Genomic DNA, 23,122 nt, shown 5'->3' with positions numbered 1-23,122 from the left:
CACTCCGATGTCCCCGCACCGATGGCGTGGAGACGAGTTCAAACATGGGTCAATTCTCGATGGAAAAACCGAAGCTGCCTGGGTCAGCTCTCAGTGGAAATCAACACCTTCACCATCATCGGCGGCTCGATGATCGGCAATCTCGTCGTGTGGATCGTGGGCGTGCTGCTCGCCTATCTCGCCCATGACGAGGACCACCACTATCCGCAGGCCCTCACCGACAAGCGCCGCGCCGAGGCGCGCATGCATGCCAGCCGCGAGAAGATCCAGAAGCCGCTGCGCGGCGAGTTCCAGCGCATCGAGGCGAGCGGCGAGAAGGCGGTGGAACAGGCGCGCCGCAAGCACGAGATGCTGCAGAACAATGCCGAGATGCGCGAGGGGCGCGAGGTCTTCGCGCGGCTGCGCCAGCAGGACGCGCGCGTCCTCTCGGTGCTGGAGGCCTACCGCATGCGCCTCGTCGACGCCCTGCGCGGCAGCGGCGCCACGTTCGAGACGCGGCCCGAGCTCGCCGAGGGCGAGGCCGAGCGCCTGACGCCCGACCAGTACGCCGCCCGCCCCTTCCGCCTCAACTATCTCTGAAGGCCCCCATGCGCCCGATCCTCGCGCTCACGGCGCTCCTCGCGCTGCTCGCCGCCGCCGCCGCCGCCGGCCCCGCCGCGGCCGGGCCGCTGGAGGAGAGCTGCAGCCCCGCGCAAGGGCCGCTCTCGCTGCGCCAGACGCTCCTCGTGATCGACGGCGCGCTCGTCGTGCCCGACACGGCCGAGGGGCCGGCGCCGCAGAACAAGGCCTGGCGCCGCTTCGCCGCGCAATATTTCGACGCCGCCTCCCCCGCCATCCTGCAGCTGATGGACGCGCGCGAGCGCCTCACCGTCGCCATCGCCAATGCCGACGGCTCGGGCCTCACCGTCCTCTTCTCCGGCTGCCTGCCGCTCGTGGCGGCCGAGGAGGCGAGCCGGCGGGACGCGGAGACGGGCGCGATGGACCGCTTCTTCGGCCGCGACTGGCGCAGTCTGCAGGAGAAGAGCGCCGAGGGGTTCACCCGCGCCGCCACGCTGGCGCTGATGGAGGGGGTGACGCGCGCGCGCATCGGCCCCGCCGCGCCCGCGCCCTTCCCCGAGGGCGGGCTCGTGCGCTCGCTGCTGCGCACGCGCGGCTTCACGCTGGAAAACGGCCTGCCGCGCCTCGTCCTCCTCACCGACCTCTCGCTCTACGAGACGGCGGCGGGATCGGGCGAGGACGCCCATGCCAGCGGGCGCATGGCGGCCGAGCGCGCCGGCTTCGACCTGCAGCGCGCCGAGGTGCATCTCTTCGACGCCGGCACCGCCGCGGGCGAGGCGCAGGCGGCCTATCTGAAATCCTTCTTCCTCGCCTCCAAGGGCCAGCTGAAGACGATCGCGGGCATCGGCGGCGCGCTCTCGGCCAACGCGGTGCCCGTCGCGTCCTCCGTCTTCCAGGGCACGATCGTCTACCCCTCGGTCGGCGAGTTCCCCATCCGCATGCGCCTCGCCAGGGACCGCAACGGCTCGGTCGTCATGTCCTGGATCGAGGAACAGTCCACCCGCACCCTGTTCTCGCCCTTCGAGGGCCTGCTCAACTGCGAGAGCGAGGACCGCTGCACCTTCATCGGCGACAAGGTCTTCGCGCAGGTCTGGAAGGAGACGCCCGATCCGAGGCCCCAATGCGACGCCTGGATCCCCTTCGGCGGCTTCCGCGACCTCGCCTTCACGGTGGAGGGCGAGACCCTGACGGGGCGCACCTCCGACGAGATCTGCCTCTTCGAAGTGGTCGGCGACAGCCTCTCCTTCACGCTGCAGCGGGTGAAGAATGGCGCCTTCTGACACGGGACCCCTCGCGCGCCCCCTCGCCTTCCTCGCCCGCGCCCGCCTGCAGCGCGCCGCCCGCCCCCGCCCCTGCGCCGCCGCGTTCGCGGTCTGCGCCCTCCTCGCCCTTGCCGGTGAGCGCCCGGCGCTGGCGCAATGCGCGAGCGCTGCGGCGCCAGGCCTGCCCTGCCTGTCGCAGCCCTGGGAGACGGTGGATCTGGAACACCGCGACCGCATGGCGCGGCTGAAGCGCCTCGCCGCCGGTCAGGCCGGGTTCGCCTTCCACGAGGACCGCATCTCGCCCGCCGAGCACGGGCTGGCGGATTTTCCCGCCGACATCCCGGTCCTGCGCGTCGTCGCCGACCAGGACGTGTTCTTCGACTCGGGCAGCGACCTCGTTCGGCCCGAGGCCTATCGCGTATTCGACGCGATCGCGGCGAGCCTGAAGAAGGAGCCGCCGGACGTCGTCCTCTTCGTCGGCGGGCACACGGACGCGCAGGGGCCGGAGGAGGAGAACATGGCGCTGGGCCTCGCCCGCGCCGATCAGGTCGCCTCCGGGCTCCTGCGGCGCGGCATCTATCAGGCCGCGATCTACCGCGTCAGCTTCGGCGAGCACCTGCCCGTCGCCGGCAACGGCACGGCGCGCGAGCGCGCGCGCAACCGGCGCGTGGAATTCCTCTTCGGCGCCCGCCCCGAGGCGCTCGTCGCCGAGATCCGCCGCCAGAGCGGCCCGTGCCTCGCCCCCGGCCCCGACGGCACGCCCGGCGACTGCCGCCGCGCGCTGCAGTTCCTCGTCGAGCGCATGACCGTCGAGAAGGACTATGCCAAGGCCATCGTCGATCTCGACCTGCGCACGCAGTCCATCGAGAAGGACATGACCCGCACCAGCGTCGAGAAGACCGCCGAGCGCCAGGTCGTCGAGATCGAGCGCCAGCGCATCCCCATCAAGATCAGCCGCGACAAGATCGTCGTGCCGCTGGTGCGGTAGCGCCTCGCGGGTCGAGAGCGCCGGCGCGGAGGGGCCGCGCCGCTCGGGCGTGCACATACGCAGGAGAATGCGCGCCGCGGATCGGCGGCCATTCCCCTCACAGTTCGTGGATGCGCACGCCGGGTTCGACCTCGCGGGCCATGTCGCAGAGATGGCGGTGGTGGGTGAAGTAGACCACCTGCCCCGTGCGGGCCATCTGCGCGAGGAGGCGCAGGACCTCCTGGGAGCGGGGCTCGTCGAAGGTCTCCATGATGTCGTCGGCCAGGAACGGCACGGGCGGGCGCGTGGCGGCGAATTCCTCGTAGCCGGCAAGGCGCAGGGCGAGGTAGAGCTGGAAGCGCGTGCCCTTCGACATGTCGGTGGCGAGCTTCGCCGTTCCGTCGGCGGCAAGGCCGATCAGCGTCTCGCGGTCCTTCTCGGGCCGGGCCGAGAGCCCGCCATAGGCGCCGCGCGTCATGGAGGCGAAGGCCTCCGACGCGCGCCCCATCATGGTGGAGCGGTGGCGGTCGCGGTAGCGGCGCAGCGCCTCCTCGGCCAGAAGCGTGCCGGCGCGAAGGCGCAGATGGCGCATCGCCGCCTCCTCGATCTGGAGGAGCACGGTCTGGCGCTCCACCTGCAGGCGCGCCACCGCGTCGTCGCCCCCGATCGAGGCCAGGGCGTCGCCCGCCCGCGTCATCTCGGCGAAGCGCTCGCGCGTCGCGCCGTCGAGATCCTCGTGGCGGGCGGCAAGCTCCTGCGCCGCGCGGGTCGTCTCCTCGACATCGACGCCTTCCAGCATCGCCATCGCCGCCTCGGGTTCCGGGGCCTGCAGCGCGGCGGCGAGGGCCTCGCCCGTCTCGGCGAGCCGGGCCTCGAGGCGCGCGCGCTCCTGCGCCCGCTCCAGCGCCGCGCCGACCTCGGCCAGCGTCCCGGCGCCGAAGAAGGCGCGCATGCGTCCGCCCGCCGCCTCCACCGCGCGCGCCTCCTCGCGAAGGCTGCGTTCGGCGGCGTTTTCGCGCTCCAGCTCCGCGCGCCGCTCGGCAAGGCGCGCGGCCTCCGCCTCCGCGCGTTCCAGCCGCGCGGCGAGATCGGCGAGCGGGCCGACCGGACTCCCCTCCCCCGCCTCCGCCCGCGTGTCGGCGCCCTCGCCGAGCCGATGCCGGAGATCGCCGAGCGCGGCGCGCAGCCGTCTCTGGTCGCCCTCCATGGTCTCGATACGGTGGCGCATCTCGTCGCGCTGGCCGAGCACGGCGGCGAGATCGCCGAGGCGGTCGAGAATCTCGCGCACCGCGCCGACGGGAAGCGCCGCGTCGATCCAGCGCCCGGCGAGCGCCGCCGCGAACGCCTCCTGCCAGCGCGCGAGCGCGCTCTCGGCCTCGTGCCGCTCGCGCCGGCGCCGGGCGAGCGCGGCCTCGGCCTCGGCGAGCCGGCGGGCGGAGGTCTTCGCCGCGTCCCGCTCGGAGCGCCTGTGCGCGAGAACCGCCTCGGCCTCCTCCGTCAGGCGCTCCAGCGCGGGGAGCGCCTGCGCCTGCGCCATCCCTGACGCGGCCGAAGGCGCGCAGCGCGCGAGCGCGGCGGAGAGATCCTCCAGATCGCGGCCGATCTCGGTCTCGGCCTGCGCCATCCTCTCGCGCGTCTCCTCGAGGGCGGCCCCGTATTCCAGCGCGCGCGCGCGGCGCTCGGCCAGATGCGCAAGGGCCTCCAGGAGGTCCTCCCCCCTCCCCTCCCCCGCCGCGGCGGGCGCGAAGGGCGCGCGGGCGGCGATCTCGGCCTCCAGCGCGCGGCGTTCGGCCTCGATCTCCGACAGGCGTCCCGTCTCGGCGCCGAGCGCGGCCTCGGCGCCTTCGACCGAAATGCTGAGCTGGCGTAGTTCTTCGAGATCGCGCAGGCGCGCGAGCCGCGTCTCGGCGATGCGGTCGTCGGCCGCGAGCGCTTCGGCGAAGGCCTCGGCGCTCTCGCCGTCGAGCCGCGCGCGGTGGCGGTGCCAGGCGGCGTTGCGGGCGGCGCGCACCTGCGCCGCCTCCTCGTCGGACAGGGCGCCGGCGCTGCGGCGCAGCGCGGCAAGGCGCGCGGCGGCCTCGGCATGGCGCGACCGGGCCTCGGCGGCCTTTCCGGCATGGGCAGCGCGCTGGCGTTCGAGCTCGGTCAGGCGGCGGCGCCAGTCGTCGAGGCGGCGCGCGTCCGGCAGGGCGAGCGCGGCCAGGTCCGCCGCCGTGCCCTCGAACCCGTCCACCGCCCGCAGCGCCTCGCGGGCGCGGCGCTCGGCCTTCGGCAGGGCCTCGCTCTCCAGCCGCCAGCGCGCCGCCGCGCTGGAGCGGCGCAGGCGCTGGAGCGTGGCGTCAAGCGCTTGCAGCGCCGCCTCGTCCGGGCCTGTCTCCTCGCCTGCCTGCGGGGCCTCGCGCCGCAGGGCCGCCAGCGCCTCGCCGGCCAGCGTCAGCTCGCGCTCGGCGCTTTGCGCGCGCGTCTCGACGCCCGAGCGCTGTTCGAGGAAGCCGCGCAGCGTGCCGGCGATCTCGGCGGGCAGGAGGAGCGTTTCGGGTTCGCCATGTCCCGGCTGCCCGAGGCCGGCGAGGATGGAGGCGAGGCGGTCCTCGAGTTCGGCGGCGGCCGCATGGCGGCGCGGCAGGTCGGCCTCGGTCTTGATATAGCTGCCCATCGCCTCGCGCAGCGCGCGGATCTCGGTGCCGAGCGCCAGCACCGCCGCGTCCGGCGAAAGACCCGCGATCTGCGCCTCGAGTTCGGCGCGCCGGGCCTCGGACGCCTCCAGCCGGGTGGTGAGGCGCGTCTGCGCCTCCAGCACGGCGGGAAACTCGCGCGCCCAGGCCTCGGGCGGGCGCGGCAGGGAATCGAACGCCGCCAGGCGCGCGCGCTCGGCGCGCCAGCGCTCGGCGAGCGGGGCGGCTCTGACGAGGCGCCGCGCCCGGTCGAGATCGGCGGCGAGGCGGCCGCGCTCGGCCATGGCCGCATCATAGGCGGCGCGCGCGCGGCTCGCCTCCTGCACGAGGGCCGAATGGCGCGAGGCGGCCATGTCGATGGCCTCGCGCCGGGCCTTCAGCTCGACCAGCCGGCCCTTGAGGAGCGCGATCTCGGTGGTGCGGCCGCGCTTCCGGTAGAGCCCGTCCGCCTCCTCGGCGCTTCGTGCCAGCGCCGCGCCGATATGGGCGAGCCCGGCGCTGGCGGAGAACAGGAGTTCGCCCAGATCGCCGCGGCTCTGGAGGATGGCGTTGCCGCCCTCCTCCAGCGTCTCGTCGTCGAGGCAGAACATGGTGCGATAGGCCTCGCGCCCGAGGCCCGACAGCGCGCCGGCGATCAGCGCCTCGTTGGCGGGGGCGAGATCGCGGGTGAAGAGCGAGGCCGTGCCGGGCTTGCGCTTCAGGCGCACCAGCTCGTGCAGCGCGCCGCCGAGCTCGATCGCCGCGCCCACTTCCATCGTGGGATAGGCGTGGAGGAAATTGTATTTCGAGGCGTGCTCGATGCCGAAGAGAAGGTCGAGCGTGGCGTTGAGCGCGGTCGACTTGCCGGCTTCGTTCAGCCCGTAGACGACATGGAGGTCGGCGCCTTCGGCCGGGCGCGCGCCGAAGTCGATGCAGCGCCCGGTGAACTTGCCGTAGCGCGTGAGGTCGAGGCGGGAAAGGCGCATCAGGCGGGCTCCGTGCCGGCGGCGGCAAGGCGGGCGAGCACGTCCTGCCCGCCCTCTTCCAGAAGCTCGGCCACGAAGGCCTCGAACCCGGCCTCGTCCTCCCCGGCAAGGCCCCGCAATTCGGGCGGCAGGTCGTCGATCGTCTCGCGGGCGAGGCGCCGCACCGCGTCGCGCAGCCCGTGGTCGCCGGCGATCTCACCGCGCATGAGGGCGCCGAGCTCGGCGACGGGATCGGCGCTGGCGCCCGAAGAGCCCGCGCGAGCGTCGCGCGTCTCGACGCCGAGCTTCTCCACCCAGATGCCGCCGATGCCGCCGGCGCGCAGGTCCGCGTCCTGGAGGAGAAGGTCGGCATCGCGGCGCAGCGCGAAGGAGAGCGGCGTCGCGCCGCGAAGCGCGAGCCGGGCGACGAGATGGGGCGAGGCGGCATCGGCGCGCGCCGCCTCCAGCGCCCGTCCGATCGCGTCCACCGCCGCGCCCCGCGTCTCCAGGCCCGAGACGTCGACGGGCACGCGCGCGAATTCGGCGACGCTGGTGCGGCGGGCCTCGACGCGGACGGCGCCGTCGTCGCTCAGCGTGACGAGCGAGACGCTCTTCTCGCCGGCCTCGTTGATGTCGCGCCCCTGCGGAATGCCGGGCATGACGATCGTCGCCGCGCCCTCCAGCACCGCGCGCTGGTGGATATGGCCGAGCGCCCAGTAGCGGAAGCCCGTGGCATGGAGCTCGGCGGGGCTGCAGGGGGCGTAGATGTCGTGGCCCGGCGTGCCGCCGAGGCTGGTATGGAGAAGGCCGATATTGACCGCGCCCTCGAGCGGGGCGGCAAAGCGCGGCAGGAGGCTTTCGGGCGCCTCGGGCCTGGAGAAGCTGATGCCGTGCACGGCGATCTCCAGCCCGCCCGCGGCCAGCCGCACCAGGCCCGGCTTCTCGCCGAAGACCGTGACGCTCGGCGGCAGCACGAGTTCGCGCGTCAGCCGCGACAGGGCGTCGTGATTGCCGCGCACCTGGAAGGTCGAGATGCCCGCCGCGTCCAGCCGCGCCAGTTCCGCGGCGAGGAAGCGCGCCGTCTTCATGGAGGTCTGGTCGCCGTCGTAGAGATCGCCCGCCAGGAGCAGCGCGTCGACCCGCTCGGCAAGGCAGAGATCGACGATCGCGGTCAGCGCCGCGCGGCTGGCGTCGCCGATCAGCGCGGCGAGGTCGGGGTTGCGCAGCGAGAGCGAGCGGAGCGGGGAATCGAGATGGAGATCGGCGGTGTGGACGAAGCGGAAGGCCATGCCGCGTCCTAGCACCGGCGCGCGGGGTTGAACATCGCGGGGATGGGCCGCCGGAGTTGACAGCTGTCAACTCGGGCGCCGGGCAGGGCGGCGCGATGGGCGGAGTTGACAGCTGTCAACTTCGGCGGCGCGTCGGGGAGAGGGACCGCGCGCCGGGACGGGACGACGGCGTCAGGCCTCTCTTGCGTCCTGGCCGCCGGGACCGGCCGGGCGCGCGCCGGCGGGTCCGGATCCCGGTCGTCGGCCGCTGCCTAGTTGCGCAGGCCCGGCGCTTCCTGGCCGGTGCGCTCGACATAGTCGACATAGCCGCCGCCGTAGAGATGCGGGCCCTCCGGCGTCAGCTCCAGCACGCGGTTGGAGAGCGCGGCCAGGAAATGGCGGTCGTGGCTGACGAAGAGCATGGCGCCCTCGAAGCGCGAGAGCGCCTCGACCAGCATCTGCTTGGTGGCGATGTCCAGATGGTTGGTCGGCTCGTCGAGGACGAGGAAGTTCGGCGGATCGAACAGCATCCGCGCCATGACGAGCCGCGCCTTCTCGCCGCCCGAAAGCACGCGGCATTTCTTCTCGACCTCGTCGCCGGTGAAGCCGAAGCAGCCGGCCAGCGCCCGCAAGGGGGCCTGGCCGGCCTGCGGGAAACTGTCCTCCAGCCATTGCAGCACCGTGCGATCGCCGTCGAGCATCTCCATCGAATGCTGGGCGAAATAGCCGAGCTTCACGCTCGGCCCGCGCGTCACCGTGCCCGTATCGGGCTCCGAGGCGCCGGCGATCAGCTTGAGCAGCGTCGACTTGCCGGCCCCGTTCACGCCCATCACGCACCAGCGCTCGCGCCGGCGCACCTGGAAGTCGAGCGCGTCGTAGATGACGCGCTCGCCGTAGCGCTTGCTGACGCCCTTGACGGTCGCCACGTCCTCGCCCGAGCGCGGCGCCGGCTGGAACTCGAAGCGCACCGTCTGCTGGCGCTTGGGCGGCTCGACGCGCTCGATCTTGTCGAGCTTCTTCACACGGCTCTGCACCTGCGCGGCATGGCTGGCGCGCGCCTTGAAACGCTCGATGAAGGCGACTTCCTTGGCCAGCATCGCCTGCTGGCGCTCGAACTGCGCCTGCTGCTGCACCTCCGCGATGGCGCGCTGCTGGCGGTAGAACTCGTAGGTGCCCGAATAGGAGGTCAGCGCGCCGCCGTCGATCTCGATGATCTTGGTCACGATGCGGTTCATGAACTCGCGGTCGTGCGAGGTCATCAGGAGGGCGCCGTCGAACCCCTTGAGAAAGGTTTCGAGCCAGATCAGGCTCTCGATGTCGAGATGGTTCGAGGGCTCGTCGAGGAGCATGATGTCGGGGCGCATGAGCAGGATCCTGGCCAGCGCCACGCGCATCTTCCAGCCGCCCGACAGCTTGGCCACGTCGTCGTCCATCATCGCCTGGCTGAAGCCGAGCCCGTCCAGCACCTCGCGGGCGCGCCCGTCCAGCGCATAGCCGTCGAGTTCGTCGAACCGGCCCTGCACGTCGCCGTAGCGGGCGATGATGTCGTCCATCTCGTGCGCGCGCGCGGGGTCGGCCATGGCCGCCTCCAGCGCCGCCATCTCGGCGGCCAGCGCGCTGACCGGCCCGACGCCGTCCATCACCTCGACCACCGCGCTGCGGCCCGCCATGTCGCCGACATCCTGGCTGAAATAGCCGATGGTCACGCCGCGATCGACCGAGACCTGGCCCTCGTCCGGAAGGTCCTCTCCGGTGATCATGCGGAACAGCGTCGTCTTGCCGGCCCCGTTCGGGCCGACCAGACCGACCTTCTCGCCGCGCTGGAGGGCGGCCGACGCCTCGATGAAGACGATCTGCTTGCCGTTCTGCTTGCCGATGCTCTCGAGGCGGATCATGTCGGGGGGATTCCAGGTCGGCCGGAGGAGAAAGGGGCCTCAAACCATCCCGCCCGCCGCCGCGCAAGGGGCCGCGGCGCCGGGGCGGCCGTTTTGCCGATGTGCGGGCGCCGCCGCCCTTGCCCGTGGCGGCTCGGCCCTCGTCCCCCTTTGCGCCCCGGCGCCGGATAGGGGCAAGATGCGAAGGCGAACCGGCGCCGTCGAGGCGGGACGGCAGCGGCGAACCCGGCCGGTGGCCGCGATCCCTCTCGTGCCCTCCCGACGGGGAGGCCGACGGCCCCCGACTCGCTTGACTCTCGGCCTGCGGGCTCGCAACAGTGTCATCTACGCGGGAGCGGCGTGTCAGCGGCGGGAAGCGTAACTGGCGCGAGGTCGGCGCAAGTCCGGGTCTCTAGTCTTTCTGCGAGACGAAGGACAGGAGACGGCGCCGTGCTCGCAGGACAGGATGGGAACGCGACTTTGCAGGTGAGGGACAAGACGGCGCGCGGCACGCTGCCGGCCGACGAGCAGATCGCCGAGGACGCGCGGCTCCTGTCGAGCCAGCTCTCGGCCATGCGCCAGCGCCTGTTTCCGCCCTCCGCCTTCAAGACGCTGCGCTCCTTCACCTCCGGCGAGGCGGCCAAGCTGATCGGGGTCTCCGACGGCTATCTGCGCCAGCTCTCGATCTCGGGGGAGGGGCCGCAGCCCGAGATCAACGCCGCCGGGCGCAGATCCTACACGCTCGCCGACATCAACGCCCTGCGCCGGCACCTCGCCGCCCAGCACGAGCCGGGCAGCCCCAAGGCGCGCCAATATCTCAAATGGCGCGACGAGGCGGCGGGCGAGCACCTGCAGGTCATCGCCGTCACCAATTTCAAGGGCGGCTCGGGCAAGACGACGACGGCGGCCCATCTCGGCCAGCATTTCGCGCTGAAGGGCTATCGCACGCTCGCCATCGACCTCGACCCGCAGGCCTCCTTCTCCGCGCTTCTCGGCTACCAGCCCGAGCTCGACCTCACCGGCAACGACACGCTCTACGGCGCCATCCGCTACGACGAGCGGCGCGTGCCGATGGGCTCGATCATCCGCCCGACCTATTTCGACGGGCTCGACCTCGTGCCCGGCAATCTCGAACTCCAGGAGTTCGAGCACGCCACGCCCCGGCATCTGGCGGGCGCCGAGGGCACGGAGGGCACGCCCTTCTTCGCCCGCGTGCAGGAGGCGATCGCCGAGGTCGCCGAGCGCTACGACGTCGTCGTCCTCGACTGCCCGCCGCAGCTCGGCTTCCTCACGCTCGGGGCCCTGTGCGCGGCGACCTCCGTCCTCGTCACCGTGCATCCCCAGATGCTCGACGTCGCCTCGATGAGCCAGTTCCTGTTCATGACCTCCGACCTCCTCAGTGTGGTGCGCGAGGCGGGCGCGACGCTGAATTTCGATTTCCTGCGCTATCTCGTCACCCGCTACGAGCCCCATGACGGGCCGCAGGCCCAGATCGCCGGCTTCCTGCGCGCCCAGTTCGGCACGCGCGTCCTCACCAATCCGATGCTGAAATCCACCGCCGTCTCCGATGCCGGCCTCACCAAGCAGACGCTCTACGAGGTCGGGCGCGAAAACTTTTCCCGTCTCACCTACGACCGTGCCATGGAGGCGTTGACAGCTGTCAACGACGAGATCGAGGCCCTGGTCACGCAGGCCTGGGGGCGCGCGGCATGAGGACGGACCCTCGCGCGCTCCGCCGCGCGCCGGATTTTTCGCCGAGTTTTCCCCGCATCGTCGGGCCGGGCGAGACTGATGCCCGGTCGAGACGGCAGGGGGGCAGGGCATGAGCCGGCGCAAGGACGAGTTGAAGGCCCTCCTCATGGGCGGGGCGCCGGCACCGGAGACCGGATCCGCGCGGGCGGGCGAGGACGGGGCGCCGCCGCCGCCGGAGAGCGGCGAGGGCGGCACCGCGCCCGAGGGCACGGCCGCGCCGCGCGTCGCCGCGCCTGGCGCCGCGGCCGAACGCGCGACCTCGGGCGCGGTGAAGGCGATGGGCCTCGCCCTCGGCTCGCTGCGCGGCGGGGCGGAGGAGGCGCGGGGCCTGCGCGAGACGCTGGCGCGCGGCGAGCATGTGGTGGAGATCGACCCCGCCCTTATCGAGCCCGCCTTCGTCGCCGACCGGCTGAGCCGGGCGGGCGCGGGCGACGAGCGTTTCGAGACGCTGAAGGCCTCGATCGCCGAGGGCGGGCAGGAAGTGCCCGTGCTCGTGCGGCCCCATCCCGAGGCCGAGAAGGCGAAGGCCGGGCGCTACCAGGCGGCCTACGGGCACCGGCGCATCGCGGCCTGTGCCGCGCTCGGGCGGCCCGTGCGCGCCGTGGTGCGCCGGCTTACCGACGAGGAGCTGGTGCTCGCGCAGGGCAAGGAGAATTCCGAGCGGCGCGACCTCTCCTTCATCGAACGCGCGCTGTTCTGCCGGGCGCTCCTGGAGCGCGGCTTCGAGCGGCGCACGGTGGAGGCCGCGCTCGGCGTCCACAAGACGGAGATGACGCGCCTCCTGCAGGTGGCCGAGATGATCCCGCTGCATATCGCGCAGGCCATAGGCCCGGCGCCGCGCGCCGGGCGCCCGCGCTGGATGGCGCTGGCCGAACTCCTGAAGGGCGAGGCGAACATCGCGAAGGCGCAGGACGAGATGGGGCTCTCCCGCTTCCTGAACGCGCCGAGCGACGAGCGCTTCACGCGCCTCTTCACCCGCCTCTCGCCGCGCGGCGCGGACTCGCCCCAGGGCGCGCCCCTGACGCTGCCGGACGGGGCGCGCCTCGGCACGCTGCGCCGCTCCAAGAAGAGCGCGACGATCGAGCTGACCGCGACCGACTTCGCCGATTTCGTCGCCGCCGAACTGCCCGCGCTTCACGCCGCCTTCGAGGCGGCGCGCCGGGGCGGCGGCTGACACCCATCCCGGCCGCGACCCGGCCGGACCGCAGAACCCGTGCAACGAGCCAGGAAAGGAAGGAAATCGAGGACGAAAAAAAGGCCCCCTGAACGTTCCCGCCCGGAAGCCTCTTTCTCGATGTAGCAATCCGAAAGAATCATTTCCGGCTGCCCCTGTCAAGGTGCGGACGCGTTCCGGCCACGGCCCCGCTTTGCCTCGGTTCCGGGGTACGAACCATGACCGGGAACGATTGGAGCTCGCCCTTCGGCGCGAGGCTGATCTCGGCTGCCGCGATGGTGGCGGAGAAGCGGCTGCGCGAGCGGCAGGAGGCGATGGCGCGCGGCCGCAAGGCGGGCGCCGCGAACGGCAACGACGGACGCGTCGCCGACAAGTGGCAGCTGTTGCGCGCGCTGTCGCAGGCGCGCGAGCGCTTCGCCCTGTCCGATCGCACGATCTGCGTCCTGGAGGCGCTCCTCTCCTTCCAGCCGGGCAAGGAGATCGACGGCTCGGCTCCGGCCATCGTCTTTCCCTCCAACCGCGAACTCGCGCTGCGCACCCGCGCCATGGCCCCGGCGACGCTGCGCCGGCATCTGGCCGCCCTTGTCGGCGCCGGCCTCGTCCTTCGCCGCGACAGTCCCAATGGCAAGCGCTTCCGCCGCCGCGACGAGACCGGCGGGGAAGGGGAGGCCTTCGGCTTCGACCTCTCGCCGCTGGCGCTGGCCGCCGGTGCCATCTTCGAGGCGGCCGAGGCCGAGCGGCGCGTGGCCGCGGCCGCGCGGCGCCTGCGCTCGGCGATCTCCATCCACCGCCGCGACATCCGCAAGGTCGTGGAGGCCGCCCTGGCCGAGGATCGGCGGGGCGACTGGGCGGGCTATCTCGCGCGCCTGTCGCGCGCCGTTCTGGAGCGCTGCGCCAAGGCTTCGCTCGAGCGGCTGGAAGCCCTGGAAGCGGAGCTCGTGCGCCTGCGTGCCGAGGTGGAGACGGCCTATCTCGATGCGCTCGAAGAGAAGGAAATGAGCGCCAATGACGCTCGCAGCGAGCGCCACCATCAGAATTCAAAGCCAGACCCATCCACTGAATCCAACGGCCACAGACATGGAGAAGGGGCCGAGGCCGAGCCCGACGGGGTCGAGGTCGGGCGGGTGCCGGACGCGGCGCGAGGCGGTGGCGGAGGGGACGCCCCGCGTCTGCGCCGGGCGCCCGAGACGCGGGGCGCGGGTTTCGACCTTGCCACCGTCCTCAGGCTCTGCCCGGACATCACGGCCTATGCGCTGCAGCCGATGCGGGACTGGCGCGACCTCGTCACCGTCGCCCAGCTCGTGCGCGGCTTTCTCGGCATCTCGCAGGATGCCTGGGCGCGGGCCGTCGCGGCCATGGGCGAGGCGCAGGCCGCGACCGTCGTCGCCTGCATCCTGCAGCGCGCCGAGCGCATCACCTCGCCGGGCGGCTATCTGCGCAGCCTGACGCGCAAGGCCGCCGCCGGCGCCTTCCGCGTCGAGCCGATGCTGCGGGCGCTGGAATGAGCGGTCAGGCCGCGCGGCGGCGCGCGATCTCCTCCACGGGGGCGGGCAGGGCCGAGGGCGCCGCGCTTGCCGGCGCCGCCTCGGCGGCGGTGGCGGGGCGGGTCTCCAGCTTGAAGAAGTCGGCGCGCTCGCGCAGGGCGCTCGCCTCGCGGGCGAGCTCGTCGGCGGTCGCCGACATCGAGCCGGCGGCCGCCTCGTTGGAATGGGTCACCTGGTCGAGGCGCTGGATCGACTGGTTGATCTGCTCGATGCCGACCGCCTGCTCGCGGCAGGCCGCCGAGATCTCCGAGACGAGCTCGGCGGTGCGGCGCACGTTCGGGATCAGCCCCTCCAGCCGCTCGCCCGCCTTGCGCGAGGCGTCCAGCGTCCGGACCGACAGGGTGCCGATCTCGGCGGCGGCGAGCGCGGAGCGTTCGGCGAGCTTTCGCACCTCGGAGGCCACCACCGCGAAACCCTTGCCGTGGCTGCCGGCGCGCGCCGCCTCTATGGCCGCATTCAACGCCAGGAGGTCGGTCTGGCGGGCGATCTCCTGCACGATGGTGATCTTCTCGGCGATCTCGCGCATGGCCGAGACGGACTCGGCGACCGCCTCCCCGCTCTTCTGCGCGGCGGCGCTGAGATCGCCGGCGATCGTTTCGGTCTGGGCGGCGTTGTCGGCGTTCTGGCGCACATTCGCCGTCATCTCCTCGACGGCGGCCGAGGCCTGGCCGGTGGCGGTCGCCTGCTGGCCGGAGCCTTCCGAGAGCTGCTCGGCGGTGGTGGCCGAAAGGGCGGCACCCGAGGCAACCTCGCCGGAGGAGCGCAGGAGCCCGGCAACGATGTCGGCGAGCGTCGCGCGCATGGCGCCGAGCTGGTCGAGAAGGTCGCCGATCTCGTCGCGGCGCGTATGGGCGAGGGGGCTGGAGATGTCGCCCGTGCCGATCCGCGCGACATGGGTGCCGAGGAGCTTCAGGCCGCCGCCGATGGAGCGGGCGATCGAGGCCGCCGCCAGCGTGCCGAGAAGCGTCGCGGCCAGAACGATGCCGACGAGGCCGAGCCGGGTCCTGGAGAAGACGGCGTCCGCCGTCTCCTGCATGGCGCTGCCATGGGCGGCCTCGATCGCCACCAGCCGGTCGATCGACTGCGTCATGCCCATGACGAGCGGCTGCATCTCGGTCGTCTCGATGACGGAGGCGGCCGAGAGCGTGGAGCCGTCGCGCTCCAGGAAAGAGCGGACGGCCAGGCGCATCGTCTTCCAGCCGTCGGTGACGACGGCCGCCTCGCCGGCGGCGGTGCCGGGCGTTCCGGTCAGCGTCGCGGCGAAGGCGGCCGTCAGCTTGTCGAGTTCGGCGATGCGCTTGGCGAGCTTGGCCTTGGCCGTCGGCTCGCCGCTGCGCGAGAAGGCGCTGACCTGGAAGAGGAGCTGCGACAGGCGGGCCTGGACCGTGATCGAGGCGCGCGCGAGCGCCTCGTCGCCGGTTTGCGCGGCGCTCTTCTCGGCGGCGGCGAGGACCGCGCCGATCTTCTCGGCCGAGGGGTCGAGCTCGCGGCCGAAGAAGGCGCTCTCGCTGTTGCTCTTGGCCTTGGCGGCGAGGTTGAGGGCGAAGAGCGCCTTCTGGCGCCACATGGTCAGCGCCTTTTCCATCGCCTGGATCTCGGCCTGCTGGGCGGCGTCCTGCGCCTCGGAATTGGCCTGGAAGCGCTTGAGGTCGCCCCGGATCTTCTCCACCGCCGCGTCGAGCCTCTGGCGCCCTTCCGCCTGCCCGGCCGCGCCCGTGTCGTGGATGAGCCCGTTCATGAGGACGCGCAGGCCCTGCACGTCGGAATAGAAACCGCCGGACAGGCGCGTCTGCGCATAGGGCTTTTCGACGAAGGCCGAGAGCTGCGCGTTGACCGTGCCGAGGCTGACGACGCCGTAGACGCCCGCCGCCGCCGAAAGCGCCAGGACCGCGCCGAAACCGGCGGCAAGGCGCCTCTTGATCGTCATCCGCATGGCAACACCCTCTTCGTGAGCCCCCGGACCCTAGCGGGAAGTCCTTAAGGAAGCGGGATCACGCCACACGCAGGGCGGGAATTGCGGGGAAGGGTTGACCGATCCTGAAGGCCGGTCGCCAGGGGGTCCCATGGCGCCGAGCCAAGGGGACGCCCGCGATCAGGCGGCCTGCGCCATCGCCGCGTTCCGTGCGCCTCGCAGGCCCGGCGCCGCATCGGCGGACCGGGCCGGGGCGCCCGCGTCTCCCGAACCGAGGCGGAAGCCGCCGATCTGGTGGTTCAGGTGCCGCGCCTCCGTCGAGAGCTGCTCGGAGGTCGCGGCCATCTCGTTGGCGGCGCCCGCATTGGCCTGCGTCACCTGGTCGAGCTGCTGGATGGCCTGGTTGATCTGCTCGACCCCGACCGTCTGTTCGCGGCAGGCCGAGGAGATTTCCGAGACGAGTTCGGCCGTGCGCCTTATCTCGGGGACGAGGGCCGTCAGCATGCGGCCCGCCTCCTCGGAGGCGGCGAGCGTCGAGCCCGAAAGGTCGGCGATGTCCTGCGCGGCGCGGCGGGAGCGCTCGGCGAGCTTGCGGACCTCCGCCGCCACCACCGCGAAACCCTTGCCGTGACCGCCGGCGCGGGCCGCCTCGATGGCCGCGTTCAGCGCCAGGAGATCGGTCTGGCGGGCGATCTCCTCGACCACCCGGATGCGGTCCATGATGGTGCGCATGGCCTCGACCGCGCTCGTGACGGCGAGGCCGGACTTCTCCGCGCTGGCATTGGCGAGCTGCGCCATCGTCCGGGTCTGGGCGGCGTTGTCGGCGTTCTGGCGGATATTGGCGGTCATCTCCTCCATGGCGGCCGAGGCCTGTTCGGAGGCCGCGGCCTGCTCGGAGGAGCCCGACGACAGCTGCTCGGCCGTGTCGGCCGACTGGCCCGATCCGCCGCTCACCTGATCGGCGGAGCGCTTGATGACGGCGAGCGAGGCGGAGATCGTGGTGCGCATCCTCTCCATCGAGCGCGAGAGGCTGCCGATCTCGTCGGGCCGGTGAACGCCCAGCGTCTCCTGCCGGAAATCGCCGTTCGCCAGAGTCTCCATCTGCCGCACGGTGAGGCCGAGGGGGCGCACGGCCCGGCGGTGGAACCAGATCAGACCGGCGACGAGAAGGACGAAGGAGGCCAGTCCCGCCGCGAGGCACAGCCGGTTGAAGAGGGCGCTGCGCCGGGCGGCCTCGCGCTCCTGCGCCTGCAGGAAGGCGGCGGACCGCTCCACGAAGGCGCGCACGGCCGTGTCGTGCGCGTGGAACGCGTCCTGCAGCGCCGCCGTCTCGGCGCGCCTGCGTTCCTCGCTCTGCGTCCCGAGGCCGGAGAGAAGCGCGTCGAGGCGCGACCAGAACGCGGCACCGCTGCGCCCGACATCGTCCTCGAGCGCGGTTTTCAGTTCGGCGGGAAGGGTCGAGCGGGACCAGTGGGCGAGCCGCGCGGCATAGGCGGCGCGCAGGCCCTCGAGCTTCGTCGGGTCCACGTCCAGGGGCTCGCGGTTGCCCGTCGCCTCCAGTGCCAGGGCATAGGCCTCGACGACGTAGAGCGGGGGCGGCGCCGTGTCGGCGATCACGTCCTTGCCGGCGACGATCGTCTCGTAGGCGGGACCGTTGATGCGAAGGGCCTGCAGCGCAACCGCCTGAAGTGCGATCGCGCCGGCGAAACTGACCGCGACGACCACGCCGAACGCGGCGAGAGAGTGGGATATCTTCATGATTCGTCCCTCGGAAAATCCTGTGGCCGAACCTTTAGGCTGAATTGATAAGACGAACATTCAATATGGGACGTCAGATCATACCGTTGATATTGTCGTCTCGATAAGACCTTTGCCGGGGCGCCGATGCCGGGTTGTTGTCCCCCGCCGCCTCGCGCGCTTTCAGGGTTGAATCGGACGGCAAGGGCGCGGCCGTGCCGGGCTCGGCACGCAGAGCGTTCTGCGCTCGGCTTCGGGGCGCGGGAGCTTTTCGAGCGAACACCGCCGGGGGAACCCGTCGTCAGGCCGGGACCGGCATTCTCGCTTGCGCCTCGCGGCGCGTCGGCTCCGACCGGTGGAGGAAGACGGGGAACGTGTCCCGGGGGATCGCGGCCCCGATCTGCGACAGAATGCGACCCACTTCGCCGCGGTCAACGGCGCCATGGAGAACCACATGGGTGAGCATGGCGCCCGGTCGCCCCTCAGGCCCTGGTGCGCAGCCAGGCGTCGGCGAAGTCGCGGGCCGGGACGGGGCGGCCGAAGAGATAGCCCTGGCCTTCGGCGCAGCCCATGAGGCGCAGGCGCTCGAGCTGGTCCTGCGTCTCCACGCCCTCGGCGATCACCTCCAGCCCGAAGCCGGCGGCGAGCTGCAGGATGGCCCGCACCACCGGCACGTCCGGCGCCTTCGACAGTTTCTGCACGAAGGAGCGGTCGATCTTCACGCGGGTGAGGGGAAAGTCCTCCAGCAGGCTGAGCGAGGCGTAGCCGGTGCCGAAATCGTCGAAGGCGATGCCGACCCCGGCCTGGCGCAGCTGGCGCAGGGCCGCGAGCGAGGCCTCCTCGCGCGAGAGGACGGCGTCTTCGGTGATCTCCAGCTCGAGATTGCGCGCCGGCAGGCCGAGGCGGGCCAGAAGCTCCAGCGTCGTGTCGGCGATGTCGCCCGAGCGAAGGCGCGTCAGGCAGGCATTGACGCCCATGCGGAACTCGGGGCCCGCCCGCTCCAGCCAGGTCACGGCCTGGCGGCAGGCGGCGTCGAGCACCCAGTCGCTCATGGCCACCGCGTGGGGGCCGGACAGGAGCGCGGGCAGGAAGGCGCCGGGCGGCAGAAGGCCGAGCGTCGGGTGGTTCCAGCGGATCAGCGCCTCGGCGCCCACGAGCCGGCGGTCGCGCAGGCGCAGCTGCGGCTGGTAGTGGAGGACGAATTCCTCGTTCTCCAGAGCGCGATGGAACTCGTGCACGAAGCGCTGGCGCTCGGCCACGGGGATGCGCAGCGAGGGATCGTAGAGGCGGTAGCGGTGGCGCCCGCCGGTCTTGGCCTTGCGGACCGCCAGATCCGCGCAGCGCAGGATCTCGTCGGCGGCGCCGGCGTGGAGCGGCGCCAGCGCGAGGCCGACGCTCGCCCCGATATGCACCAGGCGCTCCCCGACCGAGAAGGGCATCTCCATCGCGGCCACCACGCGCGCGGCGACGGCGGCGCCGTGCTCGGCCTCGCAGCAGCCGGGCAGGAGCACGACGAACTCGTCGGCGCCGATGCGCGCGGCGCAGTCCTGCAGGCGCACGGCCCCGAGGAGGCGGGCGGCGGCCTCGCGCAGCACCGCGTCGCCCGCCGCATGGCCGAGCGTGTCGTTGACGAGCTTGAACCCGTCGAGATCGACGAGGAGAACGCCGACCTCGCCCTGCGCCAGCGCCTCCTCGAGCAGCCGGCGCATCGCCGCGCGGTCGGCGAGCCCCGTCAGCGCGTCGCGGGACAGCGCGAGGGGCGGCTCGGCGTCCGCGCTGCAGCAATGGGAGACCTCGCGGAAGATCGCGCCGTAGAGGGGCACCCCGTCCGCCTGCCAGCGCGCGAGCGACAGTTCGACAAGCCGGCGCTCGCCGCCGCGCGTCCGCGCCTCGGTCCTGCGCCAGGCGCCGGCGAGCCGGTCCATCACGGTCGCGAAGGGCTCGTCCGCCTCGCCCTCGCGCAGGTCGGCGAGATCGAGGAAATGCAGCGCGCGGGCCTCCTTGGTGCGATGGCCGAAAAGCGCTTCGGCGCCCGCGTTCCAGAACAGGACGCGCCCGGCCTTGTCGACGATGACCACGGCGTCGGGGAGGCTCTCGGCCAGACGGCGGAAGCGGAGACGGATCTGGGACTGGATCATGACCGGGTTCGCGTGGAAGCTGGCAGCGACACGGCGCGAAGCGGTGCCCGGACGCCGCTGCGGCCCGGCATTGCAAAGCAAAACCGATTAGTCGTCAAGCTTAGTTGTTGGGTCGTCATCGTCATGATGCCGGTCGGAAAAGGTCGTCCTGATACAAACTATGATTGAAACGAATTTCCATAGTATGAATGCGACATGACAACGCGGAAGACCCGCTCGAACGCCTTCAAAACGTGCAAAGAAGTCTTTCAGTTTCATCCGAAAGTTGCGGAATAAACGACAGTCCGGCAGACGATAAGTTTGAATTACTATGATCCGGCCGGGCCGCGGCGCGCAGGAGGTCCGAGGCGGCCATGGTCGCGCCGCGCCGATCCGGGGGCGGCTCGCCCTTCGCCCTTCCGCCCGCGGGCGTGAACAACCTGTGGTGGCTGGTTGGCCGCGTCCCGTCCCGCCGGAGCGGCGGCGCCCGGCCTGTCGCGGAGGGCGGCGGCCAGGGCACGCGTCCCGCGTGCGGCGCGCCGACCGGCCGCCCGCCCCTTATCCCGCCGTCATCGTGCGGATGCGGGCGGCGAGGGTGGTCATGTCGAACGGCTTGGTGACGACCTGCATGCCCGTGTCGAGGTCGCCCTCGGCGAGCACCGAGGTCTCGGCATAGCCGGTGACGAAGAGCACCTTCAGGCCGGGGCGCAGCTCGCGGGCGGCGTCGGCGACCTGGCGCCCGTTCATGCCGTTGGGCAGGCCGACATCGGTGACGAGGAGGTCGATCGCCTCCGGGCCGCGCAGGACGCCGAGCGCCTGCGGGCCGTCCCCGGCCTCGAGCGCGGCGTAGCCCAGCTCCTCCACCACGTCCACGACCAGCATGCGCACCAGCGGCTCGTCGTCGACGACGAGGACGGTGCGGCGCGTCGGCTCGCGCGTTACGCGGGCCGGCTCGGGCGCCGCCTCGGGCGCGGCCTCGCCATGGTGGCGCGGCAGGGTGAGGTTGACGCAGGTGCCGTTGCCCGGCGCCGATTCGATGCGCACCTGCCCGCCGGACTGGCGCGCGAAACCGTAGATCATCGAGAGGCCGAGCCCCGTGCCCATGCCGATCGGCTTGGTGGTGAAGAACGGGTCGAAGGCGCGCGCCATCACGTCCGGGGTCATGCCCGTGCCGGTGTCGCAGACGCGCAGCTTCACGTAGTCGCCGGCGGGCAGGTCGCGCGCGCGCGCCTCGCGCTCGCAAAGCGAGACATTGGCGGTCTCGATGGCGATGCGCCCGCCGTCCGGCATGGCGTCGCGGGCGTTGATGCAAAGGTTCAGGAGCGCGTTCTCCAGCTGGTTCGGGTCGACCAGCGTCGGCCAGAGGCCGGGCGTGACGGCCACGGAAACGCTCACCTGCGGGCCGACGGTGCGGCGCACGAGCTCCTCCATCCCCGCGACCAGCCGGTCGACGTCGGTGGGCTTGGGCTCCAGCGTCTGGCGGCGCGAGAAGGCGAGGAGGCGGTGGGTGAGGGCGGCCGCGCGCCGCGCCGCCCCTTGCGCGCCGGCCACGTAGCGGCCGATCTCCTCGCCGCGCCCCTGCGCGATGCGTGTCTCGATCATCTCGAGGCTCCCGGAAATGCCGGCGAGGAGGTTGTTGAAGTCGTGCGCGAGGCCGCCGGTGAGCTGGCCCACGGCCTCCATCTTCTGCGACTGGCGCAGCGCCTCCTGGGCGCGGTCGAGCTCGGCGGCGCGCTCGCGCTCCTGCGTCATGTCGCGGCCGGTGGCATAGGTCATGCCGCCGGCGGGCGCCGCCGTCCAGGCGATCCAGCGCTGCGAGCCGTCCTTGTGGAGATAGCGGCTCTCGGCGCGCGCGCTGCCCGACGCGTCCGCCGCGAAGGCGCCGAGCGCCTGGCCGCGATCCTGCGGCGCCACGAAGCGCGCGAGGGGATGGCCGACGATCTCCTGCGGCGCGTAGCCGAGCAGCGCCGTCCAGGCCGGGTTCACGCGCCGCACCACGCCGTCGAAGTCGAGCACCATCATGAGGTCGGGCGCGGTCGCCCACATGCGGTCGATCTCGGCCGTGCGCGCGGCGACCTCGCCTTCCAGCGTGCCGGCGAGATCGCGCAGCCCGTCCTCGGCGCGGCGCCGGTCGGTGATGTCGTTGAAGAGGATGGCGACGCGGTTCAGCTCGGGCGCGCCGGTGCGGAAGGCGTGCACGTCGTACCAGCGGCCGAAGGGCTCGGCATGGTTCTCGAAGCGGATCGGACGGCCGCTGCGCGCCACCTCGCCATAGAGGTCGAACCAGTGGCGCTCGAGGCCGGGCGCGGCCTCGCTCACCCATCGGCCCGCCGCGCCGTAGAGCCCGGTCTGGCGCTCGAAGGCGGGGTTGATCTCGGCGAGGCGGTAGTCGACGGCGCGCCCCTGCCCGTCGAACTTCATCTCCACGATGCAGAAGCCGACGTCGATGGCGCCGAAGAGCGTGCGGTAGCGCTCCTCGCTCTCGCGCAGCGCCGCCTCGGCGCGCTTGGCGGCGGTCACATCCTGCACCAGCGCGTAGAAGCCCTCCACGGCCCCTTGCGCGGTGACGCGCGGCACGTAATCGACCGAGACGTGGCGCGCCTCGGTCGTCTCGTAGGGCATGGCCTGCTCGAAGCGCACGTGGCGTCCGGCGAGCGCGGCCTCCACATGCGGGCGCACCCCGCCATAGGCGGCCTCGCCCACGACCTCGCGCACGGTCCGCCCGAGGACGCTCGCCCGCCCGCCGGGAAACCAGTCGTCGTAGACGCGGTTGGCGAAGCGGTAGCGCTCCTGCGCGTCCAGATGGGCGACGAGCACGGGCAGGGCGTCGGTGAGGGTGCGCAGCTCGCGCTCGCGCTCCTCCGCCTCGCGCGCCAGGATCACCTGCTCGGTGACGTCGTAGCCGCCCACGAAGATGCCGGTGACCGAACCTGCGGCGTCGCGGATCGGCTCGTAGAGGAAGTCGATGAAGCGCTCGGCCTTCTCGGGCCCGATCAGGATCGGCAAAGCGCTGGCCACGAAGGGCTCGCCGCTCGCATAGACCCGGTCGAGCAGCTCGTAGAAGCCCTGGCCGTCGAGCTCGGGCAGCACTTCGCGCACCGTGCGGCCGAGATAGTCGCGCGGGCCGGCGATCTCGACATAGGCGTCGTTGACATAGTCGTAGCGGTGGTCGGGCCCGGCGAGCAGCGCCACGAAGCCGGGCATCTGCTGCAGCATGAGGCGGATGCGCCTGAGGTCGGGATCGGCGCCCTGCGCTTGCGTCTCGGGCGCCGTCATGCCCGGTCTCTTCGCGCGGGCGCGGGCGCGGCGCGCCTGGCGCGGGGGAAGAGGGGACGAGG

General features: G+C 72.5%; 13 protein-coding genes. 6 read left to right on the top strand and 7 right to left on the bottom strand.

Translation table 11 applies throughout. From position 1 onward, the window contains the following. Nucleotides 1–93: 93 nt before the first annotated feature. Genes ASG48_RS04510 through ASG48_RS04500 form a run of 3 tightly spaced genes read left to right on the top strand, consistent with a single transcriptional unit; the run spans nucleotide 94 to nucleotide 2,808 of the window. Nucleotides 94–579, top strand: a complete 486-nt coding sequence (locus tag ASG48_RS04510) for a hypothetical protein (protein WP_055845958.1) — start codon at nucleotides 94–96, stop codon at nucleotides 577–579. Nucleotides 580–587: 8 nt separating this feature from the next. Further along, nucleotides 588–1,838, top strand: a complete 1,251-nt coding sequence (locus tag ASG48_RS04505) for a hypothetical protein (RefSeq protein WP_055845955.1) — start codon at nucleotides 588–590, stop codon at nucleotides 1,836–1,838. Next, nucleotides 1,825–2,808 carry an OmpA family protein gene (locus tag ASG48_RS04500; RefSeq protein ID WP_082529241.1) on the top strand — a complete coding sequence of 328 codons (984 nt, stop codon included), beginning with the start codon at nucleotides 1,825–1,827 and terminating at the stop codon, nucleotides 2,806–2,808. Before ASG48_RS04505 ends, ASG48_RS04500 begins: the two co-directional genes overlap by 14 nt. 97 nt (nucleotides 2,809–2,905) lie before the next feature. Here ASG48_RS04500 and ASG48_RS04495 read toward each other — a convergent pair whose 3' ends face one another. The 3 genes from ASG48_RS04495 to ASG48_RS04485 form a co-directional block, all read right to left on the bottom strand. Further along, the gene (locus tag ASG48_RS04495; RefSeq protein ID WP_055845948.1) at nucleotides 2,906–6,427 is read right to left on the bottom strand and encodes an AAA family ATPase; all 3,522 of its coding nucleotides are present in this window, start codon (nucleotides 6,425–6,427) and stop codon (nucleotides 2,906–2,908) included. Further along, entirely contained in the window at nucleotides 6,427–7,695 is a 1,269-nt protein-coding gene (locus tag ASG48_RS04490) for a DNA repair exonuclease (RefSeq protein ID WP_055845946.1), read from the bottom strand. Before ASG48_RS04490 ends, ASG48_RS04495 begins: the two co-directional genes overlap by 1 nt. Before the next feature lie 251 nt (nucleotides 7,696–7,946). Next, the gene (locus ASG48_RS04485; protein ID WP_055845942.1) at nucleotides 7,947–9,569 is read right to left on the bottom strand and encodes an ABC-F family ATP-binding cassette domain-containing protein; all 1,623 of its coding nucleotides are present in this window, start codon (nucleotides 9,567–9,569) and stop codon (nucleotides 7,947–7,949) included. Nucleotides 9,570–10,034: 465 nt separating this feature from the next. Between ASG48_RS04485 and repA the strand changes: the two genes are divergently transcribed. The 3 genes from repA to repC all read left to right on the top strand — a co-directional run bounded on the left by repA (nucleotide 10,035) and on the right by repC (nucleotide 13,979). After that, the gene (gene repA / locus ASG48_RS04480; RefSeq protein WP_280137999.1) at nucleotides 10,035–11,261 is read left to right on the top strand and encodes a plasmid partitioning protein RepA; all 1,227 of its coding nucleotides are present in this window, start codon (nucleotides 10,035–10,037) and stop codon (nucleotides 11,259–11,261) included. A gap of 109 nt (nucleotides 11,262–11,370) precedes the next feature. After that, nucleotides 11,371–12,474 (top strand): plasmid partitioning protein RepB, encoded by a 1,104-nt coding sequence (gene repB, locus ASG48_RS04475; RefSeq protein WP_055845937.1) that lies wholly within the window; start codon nucleotides 11,371–11,373, stop codon nucleotides 12,472–12,474. Nucleotides 12,475–12,692: 218 nt separating this feature from the next. Further along, nucleotides 12,693–13,979: a plasmid replication protein RepC gene (gene repC, locus ASG48_RS04470; protein ID WP_055845934.1), complete on the top strand. Its 1,287-nt coding sequence runs from the start codon at nucleotides 12,693–12,695 to the stop codon at nucleotides 13,977–13,979. Between the two features lie 4 nt (nucleotides 13,980–13,983). Here repC and ASG48_RS04465 read toward each other — a convergent pair whose 3' ends face one another. The 4 genes from ASG48_RS04465 to ASG48_RS04450 form a co-directional block, all read right to left on the bottom strand. Beyond that, nucleotides 13,984–15,945, bottom strand: coding sequence for a methyl-accepting chemotaxis protein (locus tag ASG48_RS04465; RefSeq protein ID WP_162243901.1), 1,962 nt, complete (start codon nucleotides 15,943–15,945; stop codon nucleotides 13,984–13,986). Nucleotides 15,946–16,110: 165 nt separating this feature from the next. Continuing rightward, on the bottom strand, nucleotides 16,111–17,688 hold the full coding sequence (locus ASG48_RS04460; protein WP_055845929.1) for a methyl-accepting chemotaxis protein: 1,578 nt from the start codon (nucleotides 17,686–17,688) through the stop codon (nucleotides 16,111–16,113). Between the two features lie 461 nt (nucleotides 17,689–18,149). Then, a complete protein-coding gene (locus tag ASG48_RS04455; RefSeq protein WP_055845926.1) occupies nucleotides 18,150–19,805 on the bottom strand; it encodes a GGDEF domain-containing phosphodiesterase in 1,656 nt (551 codons plus the stop codon). Between the two features lie 537 nt (nucleotides 19,806–20,342). Then, a complete protein-coding gene (locus tag ASG48_RS04450; RefSeq protein ID WP_200939565.1) occupies nucleotides 20,343–23,060 on the bottom strand; it encodes a PAS domain-containing protein in 2,718 nt (905 codons plus the stop codon). Nucleotides 23,061–23,122: the final 62 nt, after the last annotated feature.

Source organism: Aurantimonas sp. Leaf443, from assembly GCF_001425575.1.
In the GTDB taxonomy this organism is placed as follows: Bacteria; Pseudomonadota; Alphaproteobacteria; order Rhizobiales; family Rhizobiaceae; genus Leaf443.
This window is presented reverse-complemented; position numbering and strand designations above follow the sequence as displayed.